Here is an 18,792-nt window from a genome sequence, read left to right on the forward strand (position 1 = left end):
CCCCCATGCGCTATTCCGCCGAACACAAGGCCCAGACCCGCGAGAAGCTGCTCGACGCCAGCGGCAGCCTGGCCAAGTGCGGCGGCTTCGCCAGCACCGGGGTGGACGGCCTGATGAAGGCCATCGGCCTGACCGGCGGCGCCTTCTACGGGCACTTCTCGTCCAAGGACGAACTGTTCGCTGCCATCGTCGAGCGCGAGCTGAGCCGCAGCGCGGAACGCCTCGGCAGCAGCGACGCCAGCCGCGACAAGCTGCAGCGCTGCCTGACCATGTACCTCAACATGAAACACGTGCAGCAGCCCGCCGCCGGCTGCGCCATCCCCGCCCTGGGCGCGGAGATCGCCCGCGCCGACGCCGAGGTGCGGGCGACGGCCGAGCACTGGCTGGCCCGCCTGCAGCAGGCCTGGGCGCGGGAACTGGGCGACGAGCAGCTGGCCTGGGCCATTCTCGCCCAGTGCGTCGGCGCGCTGGTGCTGGCGCGGATGATGGCCAGCCAGGAGCGCCAGGAAGAGGTGCTGGCATCCAGTCGAGCATTGATCGCCTCCAGCCTGGACCAGAATTAGTTCCAAAGTAGTAGGAAATAAGCCCCGAGTATTGATCTAGAGCGCTCGTCGCAGGTGTCGGATGGCGCTATCCTGACGCCACGTTCAGCATTTCCGGCGCACCGCGCCCGCTGCGCCGCGCCACCCGCCGAAATCACTAGGTCAATCCTCCGAGGTCCCCATGCCCGCCGCGGTCGCCGTACCGGAAGTCCTCATTGCCGAAGCCGACCCCTGGACCGCCGACCTGCTGACCCAGCTGGTGCTCGATATCCGCAGCGACGCCCAGGTGCAGCGCTTCACCGATGGCCAGGCCGCCCTGCTGCGCTGCCGCCGGCGCCTGCCGGACCTGGTGATCGCCGACGGCGAGCTGCCCGGCCTGGACGGCATCGAGCTGCTCCGCCAGTTGCGGCGCCAGCCGCGCACGCCGGCGCTGCCCTGCATCCTGATCAGCAGCCGGGTCGACGCCAGCAGCGTGCGCGCCGTGCTGCCGCTGGCACCGGCCGCCTACCTGGCCAAGCCGTTCAACGCCGAGCACCTGCGCCAGCGCCTGGCCAGCCTGCTGCCGGCGGCGAGCAACGAGAGCGCCGCCGCAACGGCACCGCAGACCGCGAACGACCTCGCCCAGTACCTCGACGCCATGCGCGAGGACGGCGACGGCGCGCCGCTGCTGGCCGACGTGCGCACCGCAGTGAGCCGGAGCCTGCAGGCCAGCGAGACCGACCTCGGCACCCTGGCCCGCGAGTTCGTCCGCGATCCGCAGATCACCGCCCGCCTGATCGCCGCCGCCAACAGCGCGGCCGAACGCCGGGGCGCCACCTGCCACACCCTGCCCCAGGCGCTGCAGCGCCTGGGCCTGCCGCGCGCGCTCAACCTGGTATTGGGCATGGCCGTGCAGCGCAACGCGCGCCTGCAGGACCCGCGCCTGGCCGAACTCGCCGTCGGCGCCGGCAAGCGCGCCCAACGCGGCGCCGAGCTGGCCCACTGGCAGGCCGCGCAGCTGCGCCTGGACCACGAGCTGTGCTACACGGCGGGCCTGCTGCACAACATCGGCGAACTGGCCCTGCTGCGCTGCCTGCAGGACTGGCGCAAGCTCGGCGGCGAATTGTCCGACGAGGAGATCGAGCAGGCCCTGCGCCAGCGCTCCGCCGGCTTCGGTTCCGCGCTGCGCATCCGCTGGCGCCTGCCGCTCGGCCTGCGCGAGCTGATCTCGGCCTTCTACGCCCTGGGCGGCGGCGTGTTCTCCCGCGAGGCGCTGGTGCTCAACTTCAGCGCGATGCTGCTCGACCTGCCCGCCGACCAGCCGCCGGAGTCGCTGCTGGACAGCCGGACGGCGCGCATGCTCGGTCTGCGTCAGGAATTCCTGGCGCGCATCCCCGCCCATCTGCTGAGCGAGGCCTGACCCGGCGCGCTACTGCGGCGCCGGCTCGGCCACCGCGTCGGCCAGCTCGGTCAGCGGCCTCGGCCGGTCGATCAGGTAGCCCTGGATGTAGTCGATACCCAGCTCGCGCAGGCAGGCCCGGGCGGCCTCGTTCTCGACGAACTCGGCGACGGTGCGCAGGCCGAGCTGGCGGGCGATCTGCGCCATGGAGCCGACCATCGCCCGGTTGATCGGGTCCCGCTCGATGCCACGCACGAAGGTGCCGTCGATCTTCAGCAGGTCCAGCGGCAGGTGGCGCAGGTAGGCGTAGGAGGCGAAGCCGCTACCGAAGTCGTCCAGCGCCACCTTGAGGCCACGCCGGCGCAGGCGCTCGATCCAGCCGGCGGAGCTGCCCAGTTCGGCCAGCGCCACCATCTCGGTGATCTCCAGGCACAGCTTGGCCACCGGCAGGCGGTGGGTGTCGATCAGTTCGTCGAGCAGCTGGTGGAACTCCGGGTCCAGCAGCGAGGGTGCGCTGAGGTTGATGTTGACCTGGCCCAGCGCCGCCTGGTGGCTCGGGTTCTGCGCCAGCCACTCGCAGTAGCGGCGCAGCACCCAGCGGTCGATCTGGGCGAGGAAGCCGTAGCGCTCCGCCGCCGGGAAGAACTGGCCCGGCGACACCCACTCGGCGGATTGCGGGTCGCGGTAGCGCAGCAGCACCTCGTAGTGCAGGCCCTCCTCTTCGCCCTGCAATGGGCACACCGGCTGGTAGAACAGCTCGAAATGCTGCTGCTCGAAGGCCTCGCGCAGGCGAGCGATCCACTGCAGCTGGCGCTGGTGCTCGACCAGCGCGCCGTCGGCCGGGTTGAACAGGTGCACGCGGTTGCGCCCCTGGGCCTTGGCCAGGCTGCTGGCGTTGTCGGCCCAGTTCAGCGCCTCCTCCCAGTCGCGCACGCCGGACTCCAGTTCCAGCACGCCGATACTCACGCACAGGCGGAACGGCCGGCCACCGTAGCTGAACACGAACTGCTCCACCGCCAGGCGCAGGCGCTCGGCCTGTTCGAGGGCCTGCTGGCGGTCGCAGTCGGCCAGCAGCACGGCGAACTCGTCGCCACCGATGCGCGCCAGCTCGGCCTGGCTCGGCACACTGCCCAGCAGGTGGCCGGCCAGCTGGCGCAACAGCTGGTCGCCCGCCGAGTGCCCGCAGAGGTCGTTGACCTGCTTGAACTGGTCGAGGTCGAGCAGCAGCAGGTGGCTGTAGCGCCGGCCGCTGCCCTCCAGGCTGCCCTGCAGCAGGCGCTCCAGCTCACGCCGGTTGACCAGGCCGGTGAGCGAGTCGTGAGCGGCCAGCCGCGCCAGGCGCTGCTCCAGGGCGCGGCGCTCGCTGAGGTCGACCACGATGCCCTCGATGCAGTGCTGGCTGCGCTGTTCGTGCAGCGACAGGTGCACCCAGCGGGCCTGGCCGTCGGCGGTCTGCAGCTGCACCTCGCCGCTGGCGGTGGACTGCGCGTCGCTGAGCTGCCCGCGCAGGCGCTGCCAGTCGCCGGGCGCCAGCAGGCCCTGGATCGGCTGCGCCTGGAGCAGTTCGGCATCCGCCTCGGCGCGGCCGAGCAGGCGCAGGAAGCTCGGATTGGTCTCCAGCAGCAGGCCCTGGCGGTTGCAGCGGAAGATGCCCTCGGCGGCATTGCGGAACAGGCCGCGGTACTGCTCCAGGTTGACGATGGCCTGCTCGCGGGAGGCCAGCAGGGCCTGGCGCACGTCCTCCAGCTGACGGCCGTTGAGCACGCCGAAGAGGAACACGCAGACCACCGGCAGCCAGGCGTGCAGCACGTCCACCCAGGCGTTGCGCGGCACCACCCCGGCGCGGCTCAGCGAGAGCATCAGCATGAGCAGAATGGCGGCGCTCCAGAACAGCGCGAACCAGCCCGCGTACGGCCGCCGCAGGTAGAGGGCGAGCAGGGTCAGGCCGAGCTGGAACACACCGGTCGCCAGCATCATCAGGTTCATCGCCTGGGCCGCCTGGCTGTGCCCCTGGCTCAGCAGCACCCACGCCAGCACCCCGGCCAGCCCCACGATCAGCACCCCGCGCAGGTGGCGCGCCACACCCGTGTCGAGGCGTAGCGAGGCGCCGATGAACAGGGTGCTGAAGGCCAGCGTGAGCATGCCGAACAGGTTGGTCTCGAACTGCATGGCGATCGGCCAGTTGCGCCACAGCAGCAGGTTGGTCAGGTCGTTGATCGCCGCCGTGTACCAGGCGACGCTGAGGATGGTCGCGCAGTAGTAGCCCAAGCGGCGGTCCGGCGCGGCGACGAACTTGGCCAGGTGGAACAGTCCCATCACCAGCAGGGCGCCGACGATCAGGCCGTTGTTGAGCCAGGTGGCTGCCAGCAGGCGATCCTTGTCCGCCGCCGGCACCAGCTTCACCGGCAGGCTGATCGAAGAGGTGCTGCGCACCCGCAGCACCACTTCCTGCTCGCCACGGCCAAGCGTGGGTAGCGGCACCATGAAGGCGCGCATGGGCTCGTCGCGCAGGGCGAAGGGCAGGTGGTCGCCGACCTGGCGGTAGAGCGCCAGGCGGTCGTCGACGAACACCCAGACCTGCACGTCGTCGAGGTAGGTGTGGTCGAGCCACAGGTAGAAGCGGTCGCCGGAGTCGCCCTTCAGGCGCAGGCCGAACCACCAGGCGCTGTCGCTCCAGCCCAGGGTGGGAATCCGGTTCAGCGTCCGGCCCTGGCTCGGCAGGCGCTCGCGGGCCTGGTGCAGGGCGAGCTGCTCGGAGGCGTCCTCCAGCAGGCGCAGGGCGGGCACGGTGCCAGTGTCGGCCTGGCGCAGGTCGAGCAGCGGCAGTTCGGCGCGGGCCGTGGCGCACAGCGCCAGGAGCAGCAGGGGCACGAGCCAGCGGAAGACAGACGACATCGAAACGACCTGAACGAACGGGGGTTGGGTACTGGCCAAATGCCTCTTGCCAGCTTAGCCCAAGACGCGCTTCCTGGCCGCCGGCGCGTCGACGGCGCCGCGTAGTCGACCGGCCGCGCCTACTACAAACCGGGCTTCCCCTGATGCTTTGCGCCACGCGGCGCCTTCATCCGGCCAAGTCGACGAACGGCCATTCACGCGCCGAATGCGGCGCCGTGGGCCGTTCTCCCGCGAACGGGGCATCATCCCAGCAACAACGGCGCTTTGCGGGGACGGCCGGGGAGCCATGGTCACGGCGTGACTTGTAGTTATCAACGAGTACCGCTTCAGAATTTCTTGATGGTCCAGGCAATCGCCTGCAAAATGCCGCGCCCGCACCCTTCCGGTGCGGCTTTGTGCTGATCCCACACACCCGCGCGCCACACGTAGTGCACGGGTTCATTAATACGATCACGCAGGAGAATTCTCAGTGCACATCGGTGTTCCTCTCGAGACCCACGCCGGGGAGACGCGGGTTGCCGCGACGCCCGAAACCGTCAAGAAGCTGGTTGGCCAGGGCCATCAGGTGACCGTCCAGACCGGTGCCGGCGTCAGCGCCAGCATTCCGGACAGCGCCTATGAAGCCGCCGGTGCCAGCATCGGCAACGACGCCACCGCCCTCGGCGCCGACCTGGTGCTGAAAGTGGTCGCTCCGACCGAAGCCGAACTGGCCCACATGAAGACCGGCGCCGTGCTGGTCGGCATGCTCAACCCGTTCTGCAACGACACCATCGCGCGCATGAATGCCCGTGGCATCACCGCCTTCGCCCTGGAGGCCGCCCCGCGCACCTCCCGCGCGCAGAGCCTGGACGTGCTGAGTTCGCAGGCCAACATCGCCGGCTACAAGGCCGTGATGCTCGCCGCCAACCACTACCCGCGCTTCATGCCCATGCTGATGACCGCCGCCGGCACCGTGAAGGCCGCCCGCGTGCTGATCCTCGGCGCCGGCGTGGCCGGCCTGCAGGCCATCGCCACCGCCAAGCGCCTGGGTGCCGTGATCGAGGCCTCCGACGTGCGTCCCGCCGTGAAGGAGCAGATCGAGTCGCTCGGCGCCAAGTTCGTCGACGTGCCGTTCGAGACCGATGAGGAGCGCGAGTGCGCCCAGGGCGTCGGCGGCTACGCCCGGCCGATGCCGGCCTCGTGGATGGAGCGCCAGGCCAAGGCGGTGCACGAGAAGGCCAAGCAGGCCGACATCGTCATCACCACCGCGCTGATCCCGGGCCGCAAGGCACCGACCCTGCTGCACGAGGCGACCGTCGCCGAGATGAAGCCGGGCTCCGTGGTCATCGACCTCGCGGCCGCCCAGGGTGGCAACTGCCCGCTGACCGAAGCCGACCAGGTGGTGGTCAAGCACGGCGTGACCCTCGTCGGCCACACCAACCTGGCCGCGCTGGTGCCGGCGGATGCCTCCGCCCTGTACGCCCGCAACCTGCTGGACTTCCTCAAGCTCGTGATCGACAAGGAAGCCCAGTTCCAGCTCAACCTCGAAGACGACATCGTCGCCGCGTGCCTGATGTGCCGCGACGGCCAGGTCGTCCGCACCAACGGTTAAGGGGAGTACCGGACATGGATATGATTTCCGACGGCATCTACAACCTGATCATCTTCGCGCTGGCCATCTACGTGGGTTACCACGTGGTGTGGAACGTCACCCCGGCCCTGCACACCCCGCTGATGGCCGTGACCAACGCGATTTCCGCGATCGTCATCGTCGGCGCCATGCTGGCCGCCGCCCTGACCGTGACCCCGCTGGGCAAGGCCATGGGCACCCTGGCCGTGGCCCTGGCCGCGGTCAACGTCTTCGGTGGCTTCCTGGTCACCCGGCGCATGCTGGAAATGTTCAAGAAGAAAGCGCCGAAAGCGGCTGCGGAGAAACACTGACCATGAGCATGAATCTGATCACTGTTCTCTACCTCGTCGCCTCGATCTGCTTCATCCAGGCGCTCAAGGGCCTGTCGCACCCGACCACCTCGCGTCGCGGCAACGCCTTCGGCATGATCGGCATGGCCATCGCCGTACTGACCACCCTGGGCCTGATCCACAAGCTCGGCAGCGAGCTGGCGCTGGAAGGCATCGGCTACGTCATCGTCGGCCTGCTGGTCGGCGGTACCGCCGGCTCGATCATGGCCAAGCGCGTCGAGATGACCAAGATGCCGGAACTGGTCGCCTTCATGCACAGCATGATCGGCCTGGCCGCCGTGTTCATCGCCATCGCCGCAGTCGTCGAGCCGCAGTCGCTGGGCATCGTCGCCACCCTGGGTGACGCCATCCCGGCCGGCAACCGCCTGGAGCTGTTCCTCGGCGCGGCCATCGGCGCCATCACCTTCTCCGGTTCGGTGATCGCCTTCGGCAAGCTGTCGGGCAAGTACAAGTTCCGCCTGTTCCAAGGCGCGCCCGTGCAGTTCAAGGGCCAGCACCTGGTCAACCTGCTGTTCGGCCTGGCCATCGTCGGCCTGGGCCTGTACTTCACCTTCACCGGTGATATCCGCGCCTTCGCCCTGCTGGTGGCCCTGGCCTTCATCATCGGCGTGCTGATCATCATCCCGATCGGCGGCGCCGACATGCCGGTCGTGGTGTCGATGCTCAACAGCTATTCGGGCTGGGCGGCGGCCGGTATCGGCTTCTCGCTGAACAACTCGATGCTGATCATCGCCGGTTCGCTGGTCGGTTCGTCCGGTGCCATCCTCTCGTACATCATGTGCAAGGCGATGAACCGCTCGTTCTTCAACGTCATCCTCGGTGGTTTCGGTGGTGCGGCCGAAGAAGCCGGCCCGGCTGGCGCCCAGGAAGCCCGTCCGGTGAAGTCCGGTTCGAGCGACGACGCCGCCTTCCTGCTGACCAACGCCGACACCGTGATCATCGTCCCGGGCTACGGCCTGGCGGTGGCCCGTGCCCAGCACGCGCTGATGGAGCTGGCCGAGAAGCTGACCCACCGCGGCGTGACCGTGAAGTACGCGATCCACCCGGTCGCCGGTCGTATGCCTGGCCACATGAACGTCCTGCTGGCCGAGGCCGAAGTGCCCTACGAGCAGGTGTTCGAGATGGAAGACATCAACTCCGAGTTCGGCCAGGCCGACGTGGTGCTGGTGCTGGGCGCCAACGACGTGGTCAACCCGGCCGCGAAGAACGATCCGAAGTCGCCGATCGCCGGCATGCCGATCCTCGAGGCCTACAAGGCCAAGACCGTGATCGTCAACAAGCGCTCGATGGCCAGCGGCTACGCCGGCCTGGACAACGAACTGTTCTACCTGGACAAGACCATGATGGTCTTCGGCGACGCCAAGAAAGTCATCGAGGACATGGTCAAGGCCGTGGACTGATCCACCGCCCGCTCCACGAAAAGCCCGGCCCTGTGCCGGGCTTTTTCGTGGAGCGCGCCAAGGCTCCGTGCTTCAGGTGCGCACGGCGTAGCCCGGATGCAATCCGGGAGCCAGGCGCCGTACCACCCCGGATTGCATCCGGGCTACGGCTTCGCCATGCCGGCGGCTGCCCCAGATCAATGGGCCGCCGCGACCATCCCTCTAGAATCGCCTCCCCCTTCACGTCCAGGGCGATCCGATGACTCCCGAACTCCTCTCCCCCGCCGGCACCCTCAAGGCCATGCGCCACGCCTTCGCCTACGGCGCCGACGCGGTCTACGCCGGGCAGCCGCGCTACAGCCTGCGGGTGCGCAACAACGAGTTCGACCATGCCAACCTGACGCTCGGCATCGACGAGGCGCACGCCCGGGGCAAGCGCTTCTACGTGGTGGTCAACATCGCCCCGCACAACGCCAAGCTGAAGACCTTCCTCAAGGACCTGGAGCCGGTGGTGGCCATGGGGCCGGACGCCCTGATCATGTCCGACCCCGGGCTGATCATGCTGGTGCGCGAGCGCTTTCCGCAGATGCCGATCCACCTCTCGGTGCAGGCCAACGCGGTGAACTGGGCCAGCGTGGAGTTCTGGCGCCGTCAGGGCCTGACCCGGGTGATCCTGTCCCGCGAGCTGGCCCTGGAGGAGATCGAGGAAATCCGCCAGCAGGTGCCGCAGATGGAACTGGAGGTGTTCGTCCACGGCGCGCTGTGCATGGCCTATTCCGGGCGCTGCCTGCTGTCCGGCTACATCAACAAGCGCGACCCCAACCAGGGCGCCTGCACCAACGCCTGCCGCTGGAAATACCAGGCCCACGAGGGCCATGAAAACGAACTCGGCGCCATCGTCCAGGGCTGCCGGCCGACCCTCGGCGAAGGCGTGCCCACCGAGCGGACCTTCCTGCTGGAGGACGAGACCCGCCCCGGCGAGCTGATGGAGGCCTTCGAGGACGAGCACGGCACCTACATCATGAACTCCAAAGACCTGCGCGCCGTGCAGCACGTGGAACGGCTGCTGCGCATGGGCGTGCACTCGCTGAAGATCGAGGGGCGCACCAAGAGCCACTTCTACGTGGCCCGCACCGCCCAGGCCTATCGGCGCGCGATCGACGACGCGGTGGCCGGGCGCGGCTTCGACCCGCGCCTGATGGACGACCTGGAGTCGCTGGCCAACCGTGGCTACACCGAGGGCTTCCTGCGCCGCCATGTGCACGACGAGTACCAGAACTACGAACGCGGCAACTCGCTCGCCGAGCGCCAGCAGTTCGTCGGCGAGTTCACCGGCGAACGGCGCGGCGAGCTGGTGGAGGTGCGGGTGAAGAACCGCTTCGCGGTCGGCGACCGCCTGGAGCTGATGACCCCGCGTGGCAACCTCAACTTCCTGCTCGGCGCCCTGGAGAAGGCCGGCGGCGAGGCCACCGACGTGGCGCCGGGCGATGGCCATATCGTCTACCTGCCGCTGCCGGAAGATATCGATCTCGACCACGCGCTACTACTACGCCAGTTGGCCTGAGAGTCTGTTTACGATCTGCTGCGCGTCGGCTAAATGGCGACGAAAAACGGCCTCGGACGCTCATTTACACCACGTAAACTCCGCCTCCTCGGCCCCTTTTCGCCATCATTTATCTCTAGCTCGCAAGATCGTAAATAGACTCTTGGCCGGGCGGCTCCCTATACTGTGCGCCCTCGCAGGAGAGCGAGGGGCCGCGAGCCCCTCCGCCGAAGGCGCAAACTCCCATGATCGCTCAGGCCCAGCACTGCGAGGACTCCATATCAGCCGTCTGGAGAGCGGCCGCTCCGAGCGGTCCACCGAAGGGGCAAGCGGCCACGCCGCACAAACTCTCAGGTACCGGGGACAGGGGGAGAGGCACCGAACGCAGGAGTTCTGTGTGCTGCTCTACGTCTATCTGATCGCCATCACCGCCGAAGCCATGTCCGGCGCGCTCGCCGCCGGCAAGCGCGACATGGACCTGTTCGGCGTCGCCCTCATCGCCTTCGTCACCGCCCTCGGCGGCGGCACCGTGCGCGACATCCTGCTGGGCAACTTCCCGGTCGGCTGGACCCAGCATCCCAGCTACATCTACCTGACCATCTGCGCCGGCCTGTTCACCATGCTCATCGCGCGCTTCATACACCACCTGCGCCGGCTGTTCCTGCTGCTCGACGCCATGGGCCTGATCGCCTTCACGGTGATCGGCTGCAACGTCGCCCTCGGCCTCGGCTACCCGCTGGCGGTGGTGGTGATGGCCGGGGTGATCACCGGCGTGTGCGGCGGCATCCTGCGTGACATCCTCTGCCACCGCCTGCCCCAGGTGCTGCGCCACGAGCTGTACGCCAGCGTCTCGCTGCTGGTCGCCCTGCTCTACCTGGGCCTGCGCCACCTCGGCGTCGACGAGGACCTCAACCTGCTGGCCTCCTTCGCCAGCGGCCTGGCCCTGCGCCTGGCGGCGATCCGCTGGCGCTGGTCGCTGCCGGTGTTCTCCTACGCGCCGGGCCGCTGGGACGGCTGATCAGGACGCCTGCGCCCGGCTGCGCAGCAGCTCGGCGAGGCGCTCGGCCGGCACCGGCGGGCTGATCAGGAAGCCTTGGATCTCGTCGCAGTGCTGGGCCTTGAGGAAATCCATCTGCGCCTGGGTCTCCACCCCCTCGGCGACGACCTTCAGCTCCAGGCCGTGGGCCATGGCGATGATGGCGCGGGTGATCGCGGCGTCCTCGCCACCGGCGGCCAGGTCGCGGACGAAGGTCTGGTCGATCTTCACGTAGTCCACCGGGAAGCGCTTGAGGTAGCTGAGCGAGGAATAGCCGGTGCCGAAGTCGTCGATCGCCAGTTTCACACCCAGGTCGCGCAGCTGCTGGAAGGTGGTGATGACGTTCTCCACGTTGTCCAGCAGGTGGCTCTCGGTCAGCTCCAGTTCGAGCAGGTGCGACGGCAGCCCGGTCTCGTCCAGCACCTGGCGCACCAGGCCGATCAGGTTGCCCTGGCGCAGCTGGTGCACCGACAGATTGACCGACACGCGCAGCTCGACCAGGCCCTGGCGCTGCCATTCGCGGGCCTGCCGGCAGGCCTGGCGCAGGACGAACTCGCCGATGGGCGCGATCAGGCCGGTCTCCTCGGCCAGCGGGATGAACTCGCCGGGCGGCACCAGGCCCATGCTCGGGTGGCGCCAGCGCACCAGCGCCTCGGCGGCGTTGAGGCTGCCGTCGGCCAGGCACAGCTTGGGCTGGTAGAACACCTCCAGCTGGCCGTCCTCGATGCCCTTGCGCAGCTGGGTCTCCAGCTGCAGGCGCTCCAGGGTGCAGGCCTGCAGGTTGTCGGTGTAGAACTGGAAGGTGTTGCCGCCCAGGTGCTTGGCATGCTGCATGGCCATGCCGGCCTGGCTGATCAGCGCGGAGATTTCCCGGGCGTTGTCCGGCAGCAGGGAGATGCCGACCGAGGCGCTGACCACCAGCTCGTGCCCGCCCACGTCCATCGGCGTGCGCAGCTTGGTCAGCAGGCGGCTGGCGGTGCGCGCCAGGGTGGACAGGCTGCCGTAGTCGTCGAGCAGGATGGCGAACTCGTCGCCGGCCAGCCGCGCGATGGTGTTGGCCTCGGGCACGGACTGCAGCAGGCGGCGCCCCATCTGCCGCAGCAACTGGTCGGCCACCTCGTGCCCGAGGCTGTCGTTGAGCAGCTTGAAGCGGTCCAGATCGACATGCAGCAGGGCCAGGTGGGTCTCCTCCTGGCGCGCCCGCTCACCGGCCTCGTGCAGGCGCTCGCGGAACAGGCTGCGGTTGGCCAGGCCGGTCAGCTCGTCGTAGTGCGACAGGTAGCGCAGGCGCTCCTCGGTCTGCCGGCGCTGCGACAGGTCGGAGAAGAAGCCGACGATATGGCTGACCCGGCCGCGGGCGTCGCGCACCACGTTGAGCTGCAGCCACTGGGGGTAGAGTTCGCCGTTCTTGCGCGTCTCCATCAGCTCGCCGCGCCAGTTGCCGTGCCGCTCCAGGTCCTGGCGGATCAGCTGGTACTGGCGGCGGGCGTCGCGGCTGCTGATCAGGGTCGCCACGCTGCGCCCCAGCACCTCGTCCTTGCGGTAGCCGGTGACCTCGCTGAACGCCTGGTTGACCGACAGCACCAGATAGTCCGCGTCGAGGATGAAGATGCCCTCGCTGGTCGCCTCGAACACCGTGGCGGCCAGCCGCTGCTCCTCGTCCCGGCGCTTGCGCTCGGTGATGTTGCGGCGCGTGCCGAGCATCCGCACCACGCGGCCCTGGTCGTCGCGCTCGACGGCGCGGCCGCGGTCCTCGACCCACAGCCAGCGCCCGTCGGCGTGGCGCACCCGGTATTCGACGCAGTAGCCGTCGGTGCGGCCCTTGAGGTGCTCGACCAGGGCGCGGCGCAGCACGGGCAGGTCGTCCGGGTGCAAGCGCGGCTTGAGGTGGCTGAGCACGCCCTTCACCTCGCCCTGGGTGACGCCGAAGATGCTTTCCAGATGGCTGTGGTGTACCTGGTCGGTGGTCAGGTCCCAGTCCCACAGGCCGAGTTCGCTGGCCTCCAGGGCCAGGGCCAGGCGCGCCTCGCTCTTGACCAGGGCGTGGCTGGCGTCGTCCAGCTCCAGGGTGCGCTGGGCCACGCGGATTTCCAGCTCGTCGTGGGCCCTGCGCAGTTCGCGCTCGGCGCGGCGGCGCTGCTCCACCTCGCGGGCCAGCTCCTGGTTGAGCCCCTCGGCGCTCTCCCGGGCGTGCTGCAGGCGCTCGATCAGCGCCTGGTTCTGGAAGCGTCGCAGCAGGTTGCGCTCGACCAGCCGGTTGACCTGCCAGGCCACCACACCGAGGCTGAGCAGCAGCAACAACCCCAGCAGGCCGCCGACCCGGTGGTCGTAGTCGTCGCTGAGCAGCAGATAGAGGATGGTCGGCAGCAGGCACGGCAGGGCGAAGGCGAGGAAGGCCGGCAGGCTGACCGCGTAGGCCACGCTGGCGGAGAGGATGGCGGCGACGATCAGGCCGTAGACCATCGCCTGCACCAGGAACTCGTCGCCGGGCACCAGGAAGATCGCCGCGAAGGCCAGGGTCAGGCCGCTGGCGCTGGCGCCGACGAGGAACATCCGCCACCACTGCGGATGCGCCTGGCGCGACGGCAGGGCGGCCGTGAAGGCGGCCATCTGGATCAGCCGCAGCACCGCGAGCAGCACCACCCAGACCAGCCATCCGGTCAGCAGCAGGCTCTGCTGCGGCTGCCACAGCAGGGCGGCGCAGGCCAGGGCGCTGAGCAACATGAACAGGGTCGGGACCTGGGAGCCCTGATACAGCAGGCGCGTCCGCTCCACCGCGATCTCGGTGGCGAACTGCTGGTGGATGACGCGCGACTCCTCCGCCGCGACGCTGGCGGAGCCCCCCCGAGATGCTTGTGTCATAGGCGATGTTCTTGTAATGGAATGCCTGACTTTTTCCCGAGCATACCCGAGCTAGAGGGGTCGCCCAAGCCTGATGGTGGCTTTTTAACAGCTTTGCCCGAGAAATTGCGAACATTCGTTCACTCATCGCGCCTGCCCGTCCGGACGCGCTTTGCCGCGCCGCCGCCCGGCCCGTAGAATGCCGCGATGCATAACGATCCCGAACTCCTCCTCGCTTCCCTCAACGACGCGCAGTGCCAGGCCGTGGCCGCCCCCCTCGGGCGCCAGCTGGTGCTGGCCGGCGCCGGCTCGGGCAAGACCCGGGTGCTGGTGCACCGCATCGCCTACCTCATCCAATTCCTCGATGCCTCGCCGTATTCGATCCTGTCGGTGACCTTCACCAACAAGGCCGCCGCCGAGATGCGCCAGCGCATCGAGCAGATGCTCGGCCTGAGCCCCAGCGGCATGTGGGTCGGCACCTTCCACGGCCTGGCCCACCGCCTGCTGCGCGCCCACTGGCAGGAAGCCGGCCTGGCCGAGAACTTCCAGATCCTCGACTCCGACGACCAGCAGCGCCTGGTCAAGCGGGTGATCCGCGAACTGGGCCTGGACGAGCAGCGCTGGCCGGCCAAGCAGGCCCAGTGGTTCATCAACGGGCAGAAGGACGAGGGCCACCGCCCGCAGCACATCCAGCCGGCCGGCGACCTGTTCCTCGCCACCATGCTGAAAATCTACCAGGCCTACGAGACCGCCTGCGCCCGCGCCGGGGTCATCGACTTCGCCGAACTGCTGCTGCGCGCCCTCGACCTGTGGCGCGACAAGCCGGACCTGCTGGCCCACTACCAGAAGCGCTTCCGCCACATCCTGGTCGACGAGTTCCAGGACACCAACGCCGTGCAGTACGCCTGGCTGCGCCTGCTCGCCAAGGGCGGCGAGAGCCTGATGGTGGTCGGCGACGACGACCAGTCGATCTACGGCTGGCGCGGCGCGCGGATCGAGAACATCCAGCAGTTCTCCAGCGACTTCCCGGACACCCAGCTGATCCGCCTGGAGCAGAACTACCGCTCCACCGCCGGCATCCTCAAGGCCGCCAACGCCCTGATCGCCAACAACAACGGACGCCTCGGCAAGGAACTGTGGACCGACGGCAGCGACGGCGAGCCGATCAACCTGTACGCCGCCTTCAACGAACACGACGAGGCCCGCTATGTGGTCGAGTCGATCGAGGCGGCGCTGCGCAAGGACGGCCTCAAGCGCAGCGAGATCGCCATCCTCTATCGCTCCAACGCCCAGTCGCGGGTGCTGGAAGAAGCCCTGCTGCGCGAGCGCATCCCCTATCGCATCTACGGCGGCCAGCGCTTCTTCGAGCGCGCCGAGATCAAGAACGCCGTGGCCTACCTGCGCCTGCTCGACGGCCGCCACAACGACGCCGCCCTGGAACGGGTGATCAACGTGCCGACCCGCGGCGTCGGCGAGAAGACCGTCGAGGCCATCCGCGAGCACGCCCGCCACGCCGACCTGTCCATGTGGGCGGCCATGCAGCAGCTGATCGCCAACAAGGGCCTCACCGGCCGTGCCGCCACGGCGCTGACCGGCTTCGTCGAGCTGGTCGAGAACCTGGCCGCCAAGGTGCTGGACATGCCGCTGCACCTGATGACCCAGACGGTGATCGAACAGAGCGGCCTGCTCGCCTGGCACCAGGCCGAGAAGGGCGAGAAGGGCCAGGCCCGGGTGGAGAACCTGGAAGAGCTGGTCAGCGCCGCGCGCAACTTCGAGAACAACGAAGACGACGACCTCTCGCCCCTGGCCGCCTTCCTTACCCACGCCTCGCTGGAGGCCGGCGACACCCAGGCCGAGGAGCACGAGGACTGCATCCAGCTGATGACCCTGCACAGCGCCAAGGGTCTGGAATTCCCGCTGGTGTTCCTGGTCGGCATGGAAGAAGGCCTGTTCCCCCACAAGATGAGCCTGGAAGAACCCGGTCGCCTGGAAGAAGAACGCCGCCTGGCCTACGTCGGCGTCACCCGCGCCATGCAGCAACTGGTGCTGACCTACGCCGAGACCCGCCGCCTGTACGGCAGCGAGACCTACAACAAGGTCTCGCGCTTCGTCCGCGAGATACCGCCGGCGCTGATCCAGGAAGTGCGCTTGTCCAACAGCATCAGCCGCCCCTACTCAGCACCGAGCCGCACCATGAGCGGCGGCTCGATGTTCGCCGGCAGCCAGGTGCCGGAAACTCCCTTCAGCCTCGGCCAGGCCGTGCGCCACAGCCTGTTCGGCGAAGGCGTGATCCTCAACTTCGAAGGCAGCGGCGCCCAGGCCCGGGTACAGGTCAACTTCGCCAGCGAAGGCAGCAAGTGGCTGATGCTGGCGTATGCCAAGCTGGAAGCGGTTTAGCCAGTTTCTCGGATAGCGTAGGTTTTCGTTCTGCTGTGAGCGGAAACCTATGCGGCGTATCAGACACTACAGATCGCCTTTATAGAGAGGTTGCCCTAGCTTGCACTTTGTTGAGCACAAATATCGCAATCTCAACGAATAGACATACAGCACCCAGCGCTGCTAGATATATCCATCCGCTCGCAACGCTTGGGCCACAATATGTCTCGGTAAGGCATCTGAAGATACGTACAACGACCTTCACCTCACTCCAGAGAGCCGCCAGAACAACAAGCAAGGCGAAGCCGGTTAAAAATTTTCCATGAAATCTTAAAGATTTATGCACAATCGTATTGCTCACAACTTGCCAAGTCCGCAACGGCAGCAGCCCGATAGCAGCAAGACCAATGAAGCCGAGCAGGTATATAAAATTGCTAAAAAAGGACACACTCATGGATATATCAGCGCCTTGCTCTTGACTAACTACGCAACCAAGCCTTGAACCCATAACACTCCTAAGCCCAAGCAGAAACAGTTAGAAAATATTAGGACACCTTGTGTTTCTTGCCGTAGTACAGAACGCAGCAATTAGAAACAATATAAATGCAGGCGCATTAACCACCATAACTTCAAAAGATTCCGTCCGGCTTGTGCAAGATATAAAAACAACCAAAAAAAGTGATGCAAAAAATCTAGAAAAACCAATCTTACGAACCAAATCACTAAATGACTCTGGCTTAACACTGAAGAAAATCCATATCAGGGAAATAAATAACACCAAAGGCATTATCACTTGATATTTTTTATTAAAAAGCGCACATACCAAAGCGTAAGCCATTGTTAATGCTACAACTGTAAAAGCTACTTTTAGACATTCTTTGGGGCTACTCATGCGTTAATCCTGTCCGCATAGGCACGAGATTGCCCATAAGGCGTGTTTTGATAGTCTTGCCCAAGAAGTACTCCCTCTTCCAAACCAAACGCTCAGGGTGGAAGTCTCGCCAAAAAAGGAAAGCCAGAGCAACATCATTGCTCAATCCAAAAGCGCACCCTCTGAATCAAGTAAGACCTTATAAATAGCCTGCACATCAGAAAAAAATAATGAAATACGAGAGACGAGATAAAGCACCAGAATAGGCACCAACCCCAGCAACATAACTACCAGCATGAGTGCTGCAGATGCAAATTCACCACGAAAACTCAAAATCAAACTAACTATAAGCACTGCCAATAACAGCATGCTTGTAGCTATAAAAAACATATTAGAAACCAGACGCTCGCCGGCATTCAGCCTCAAATGAATCACTGCCCCCTCTCCCTCATGCACCACCGCCACATGATGTGAGGCAGGAGCAAAATTGCTCACCTTAGCAATGCGAATCACACCATCAATATCACTAATCTTATATTGTTGCAGAGTCTGCAACCCTTTTACGCCATCATAATTAATCGAAAAGCTCAGTGAATGCTGAGTCTCACACAGAGCTTTATCCTTAATAGAAAAATACCAATCAAGCAGTTTAGTCATTATATCCCCTAGGGGCACAGACACTCTGAAGGATCAACACAGGCCGCATTGCCACCTATTTTTATACCTGACCCATTGATTTTCCCAAAAATCTTCTTCAATAATTTGTCGAACATGCCAAGCCCACCAACTCCTATTTCTTCACTCACCAATATCTTCACCTATCGGTGTGCCATTGGGGACTACGGGTGATAGAAGTTCTGGATCCACAGGTCTGTAATCAATTTGAGCATCTCCAGGCCGAAATCCCCATTCCACTGCAGTTTTCCCAGCATGACTGAGTTGACTCTAGGCTCATATGGTTTACGTCTACCTACAGGAACTCAAATCCATACTCTCAACGCAGAAGAATACTTAGAATCATTACAAGCAAGCATAGAATTGAAGTTAGAAGATTTATTGCAAACCCATTGGTTACGCCAATTTTCTTTAGCGCAGACGGCACAACAAAAACTATACCGATCATTATTATGAAAGCCGTTATAAGCGGTGGAACGGTCATTGGCTTACACCCACATTGTAATATTCCATATTTAACAAACTACCTGAAATAGAAAACTGCCCACCAGTAGTTAATGCGTTACTATAGAACACTTCGGCAGCTTTCTTTAGGGATTGATTTTTTATGATAGCTCCAGCTGCCTCATAAATAGTCTTAAAGGTTTTTGATGGGGCAAATGCACCACCCAATTTCACACTCTCCAAGGTTTCAAGGCTCGGGTCATAGGTTACTCCTGTACTTATAGGACCAATAATTGCTCCAGTACTTCCACTCACCCCGGCATAGTCACAGAGCGAGCCTGCACTTGAGTAGCCTGCGTCAACACTTGCCCGCCCCAAACCAAACTCCATCTCGGTATTACCTCCTCCGAATATTCCTATATCGAACTCAGCAGAAGGATTCCATGGCCCTGGGAAAGTAATAGCCGCTCCGATCTCAACTCCTGTAATGGGAATGTCTGCTATTCCAAACTGATGGGCGTATGAAGCAAATGGAATCTGTAACGTTCCACTTATTGATATTCCATCTTGGCCAAGAGGGTCGACTATAAGAAGAGGCGCAGCATCTACATACATATATGCGTTTGACCCACCTTTTAATCCAATCGGGTCCTGAGTCACATACCTCCCCAGCTCCGCTGCGTAGTACCGGTAGCGGTTGTAATACAGCCCACTCTCCTCGTCCCGATACTGCCCCTGGAATCTAATCGGCTGGTCGGTCTCGCCCTGTTCCTGGTCGATGGCGCCCCAGTCGTCCGCCTGGCCCTGCCAGAGGGTCTGGCCCTGTTCGCCCGTGAGCCTCAGCGGGGTGCCG

General features: G+C 65.1%; 14 protein-coding genes and 2 riboswitches. Of the genes, 9 read left to right on the top strand and 5 right to left on the bottom strand.

Features of this window, described 5'->3' with window-relative positions; translation table 11 throughout:
• The first annotated feature begins 5 nt into the window (after positions 1–5).
• Together N7640_RS22950 and N7640_RS22955 are read left to right on the top strand one after the other, a co-directional pair.
• A complete protein-coding gene (locus N7640_RS22950; RefSeq protein WP_279905801.1) occupies positions 6–563 on the top strand; it encodes a TetR/AcrR family transcriptional regulator in 558 nt (185 codons plus the stop codon).
• Between the two features lie 160 nt (positions 564–723).
• Entirely contained in the window at positions 724–1,941 is a 1,218-nt protein-coding gene (locus tag N7640_RS22955; protein ID WP_279905800.1) for an HDOD domain-containing protein, read from the top strand.
• A gap of 9 nt (positions 1,942–1,950) precedes the next feature.
• Here N7640_RS22955 and N7640_RS22960 read toward each other — a convergent pair whose 3' ends face one another.
• The gene (locus N7640_RS22960; protein WP_279905799.1) at positions 1,951–4,815 is read right to left on the bottom strand and encodes an EAL domain-containing protein; all 2,865 of its coding nucleotides are present in this window, start codon (positions 4,813–4,815) and stop codon (positions 1,951–1,953) included.
• A 469-nt stretch (positions 4,816–5,284) separates the two neighbouring features.
• On the opposite strand from N7640_RS22960, the gene N7640_RS22965 reads away from it, so the two are divergent.
• The 5 genes from N7640_RS22965 (at position 5,285) to N7640_RS22985 (ending at position 10,714) form a co-directional block, all read left to right on the top strand.
• Positions 5,285–6,406, top strand: a complete 1,122-nt coding sequence (locus N7640_RS22965; RefSeq protein WP_220811207.1) for a Re/Si-specific NAD(P)(+) transhydrogenase subunit alpha — start codon at positions 5,285–5,287, stop codon at positions 6,404–6,406.
• Between the two features lie 14 nt (positions 6,407–6,420).
• Positions 6,421–6,735, top strand: coding sequence for an NAD(P) transhydrogenase subunit alpha (locus N7640_RS22970; protein WP_192328256.1), 315 nt, complete (start codon positions 6,421–6,423; stop codon positions 6,733–6,735).
• A 2-nt stretch (positions 6,736–6,737) separates the two neighbouring features.
• Positions 6,738–8,174 (top strand): NAD(P)(+) transhydrogenase (Re/Si-specific) subunit beta, encoded by a 1,437-nt coding sequence (locus N7640_RS22975; protein ID WP_279905798.1) that lies wholly within the window; start codon positions 6,738–6,740, stop codon positions 8,172–8,174.
• Between the two features lie 238 nt (positions 8,175–8,412).
• Positions 8,413–9,717 (top strand): tRNA 5-hydroxyuridine modification protein YegQ, encoded by a 1,305-nt coding sequence (gene yegQ / locus N7640_RS22980; protein ID WP_279905797.1) that lies wholly within the window; start codon positions 8,413–8,415, stop codon positions 9,715–9,717.
• 166 nt (positions 9,718–9,883) lie between these two features.
• Positions 9,884–9,974, top strand: a riboswitch (glycine riboswitch).
• A 1-nt stretch (position 9,975) separates the two neighbouring features.
• A riboswitch (glycine riboswitch) is annotated at positions 9,976–10,073 on the top strand.
• A 20-nt stretch (positions 10,074–10,093) separates the two neighbouring features.
• Positions 10,094–10,714, top strand: coding sequence for a trimeric intracellular cation channel family protein (locus tag N7640_RS22985; RefSeq protein WP_279905796.1), 621 nt, complete (start codon positions 10,094–10,096; stop codon positions 10,712–10,714).
• On the opposite strand, the gene N7640_RS22990 is transcribed toward N7640_RS22985, so the two are convergent.
• Positions 10,715–13,594, bottom strand: a complete 2,880-nt coding sequence (locus N7640_RS22990; RefSeq protein ID WP_279905795.1) for a GGDEF and EAL domain-containing protein — start codon at positions 13,592–13,594, stop codon at positions 10,715–10,717. It lies immediately after the preceding gene.
• A 186-nt stretch (positions 13,595–13,780) separates the two neighbouring features.
• On the opposite strand from N7640_RS22990, the gene uvrD reads away from it, so the two are divergent.
• Positions 13,781–15,970: a DNA helicase II gene (gene uvrD, locus N7640_RS22995; RefSeq protein ID WP_279905794.1), complete on the top strand. Its 2,190-nt coding sequence runs from the start codon at positions 13,781–13,783 to the stop codon at positions 15,968–15,970.
• A gap of 514 nt (positions 15,971–16,484) precedes the next feature.
• Here the strand turns inward: uvrD and N7640_RS23000 are convergent.
• Positions 16,485–16,841 (bottom strand): hypothetical protein, encoded by a 357-nt coding sequence (locus tag N7640_RS23000; protein ID WP_279905793.1) that lies wholly within the window; start codon positions 16,839–16,841, stop codon positions 16,485–16,487.
• A 141-nt stretch (positions 16,842–16,982) separates the two neighbouring features.
• On the bottom strand, positions 16,983–17,477 hold the full coding sequence (locus N7640_RS23005) for a hypothetical protein (RefSeq protein WP_279905792.1): 495 nt from the start codon (positions 17,475–17,477) through the stop codon (positions 16,983–16,985).
• A 273-nt stretch (positions 17,478–17,750) separates the two neighbouring features.
• Here N7640_RS23005 and N7640_RS23010 point away from each other — a divergent pair, with 273 nt between their 5' ends.
• Positions 17,751–17,951, top strand: coding sequence for a hypothetical protein (locus N7640_RS23010; protein ID WP_279905791.1), 201 nt, complete (start codon positions 17,751–17,753; stop codon positions 17,949–17,951).
• A 24-nt stretch (positions 17,952–17,975) separates the two neighbouring features.
• Here the strand turns inward: N7640_RS23010 and N7640_RS23015 are convergent.
• Positions 17,976–18,792, bottom strand: an 817-nt coding sequence (locus N7640_RS23015; RefSeq protein ID WP_279905790.1) for an RHS repeat-associated core domain-containing protein, incomplete at its 5' end; no start/stop codon positions are given.

The sequence above is a fragment of the Pseudomonas sp. GD04015 genome (assembly GCF_029837675.1).
In the GTDB taxonomy this organism is placed as follows: domain Bacteria; phylum Pseudomonadota; class Gammaproteobacteria; order Pseudomonadales; family Pseudomonadaceae; genus Aquipseudomonas; species Aquipseudomonas paralcaligenes.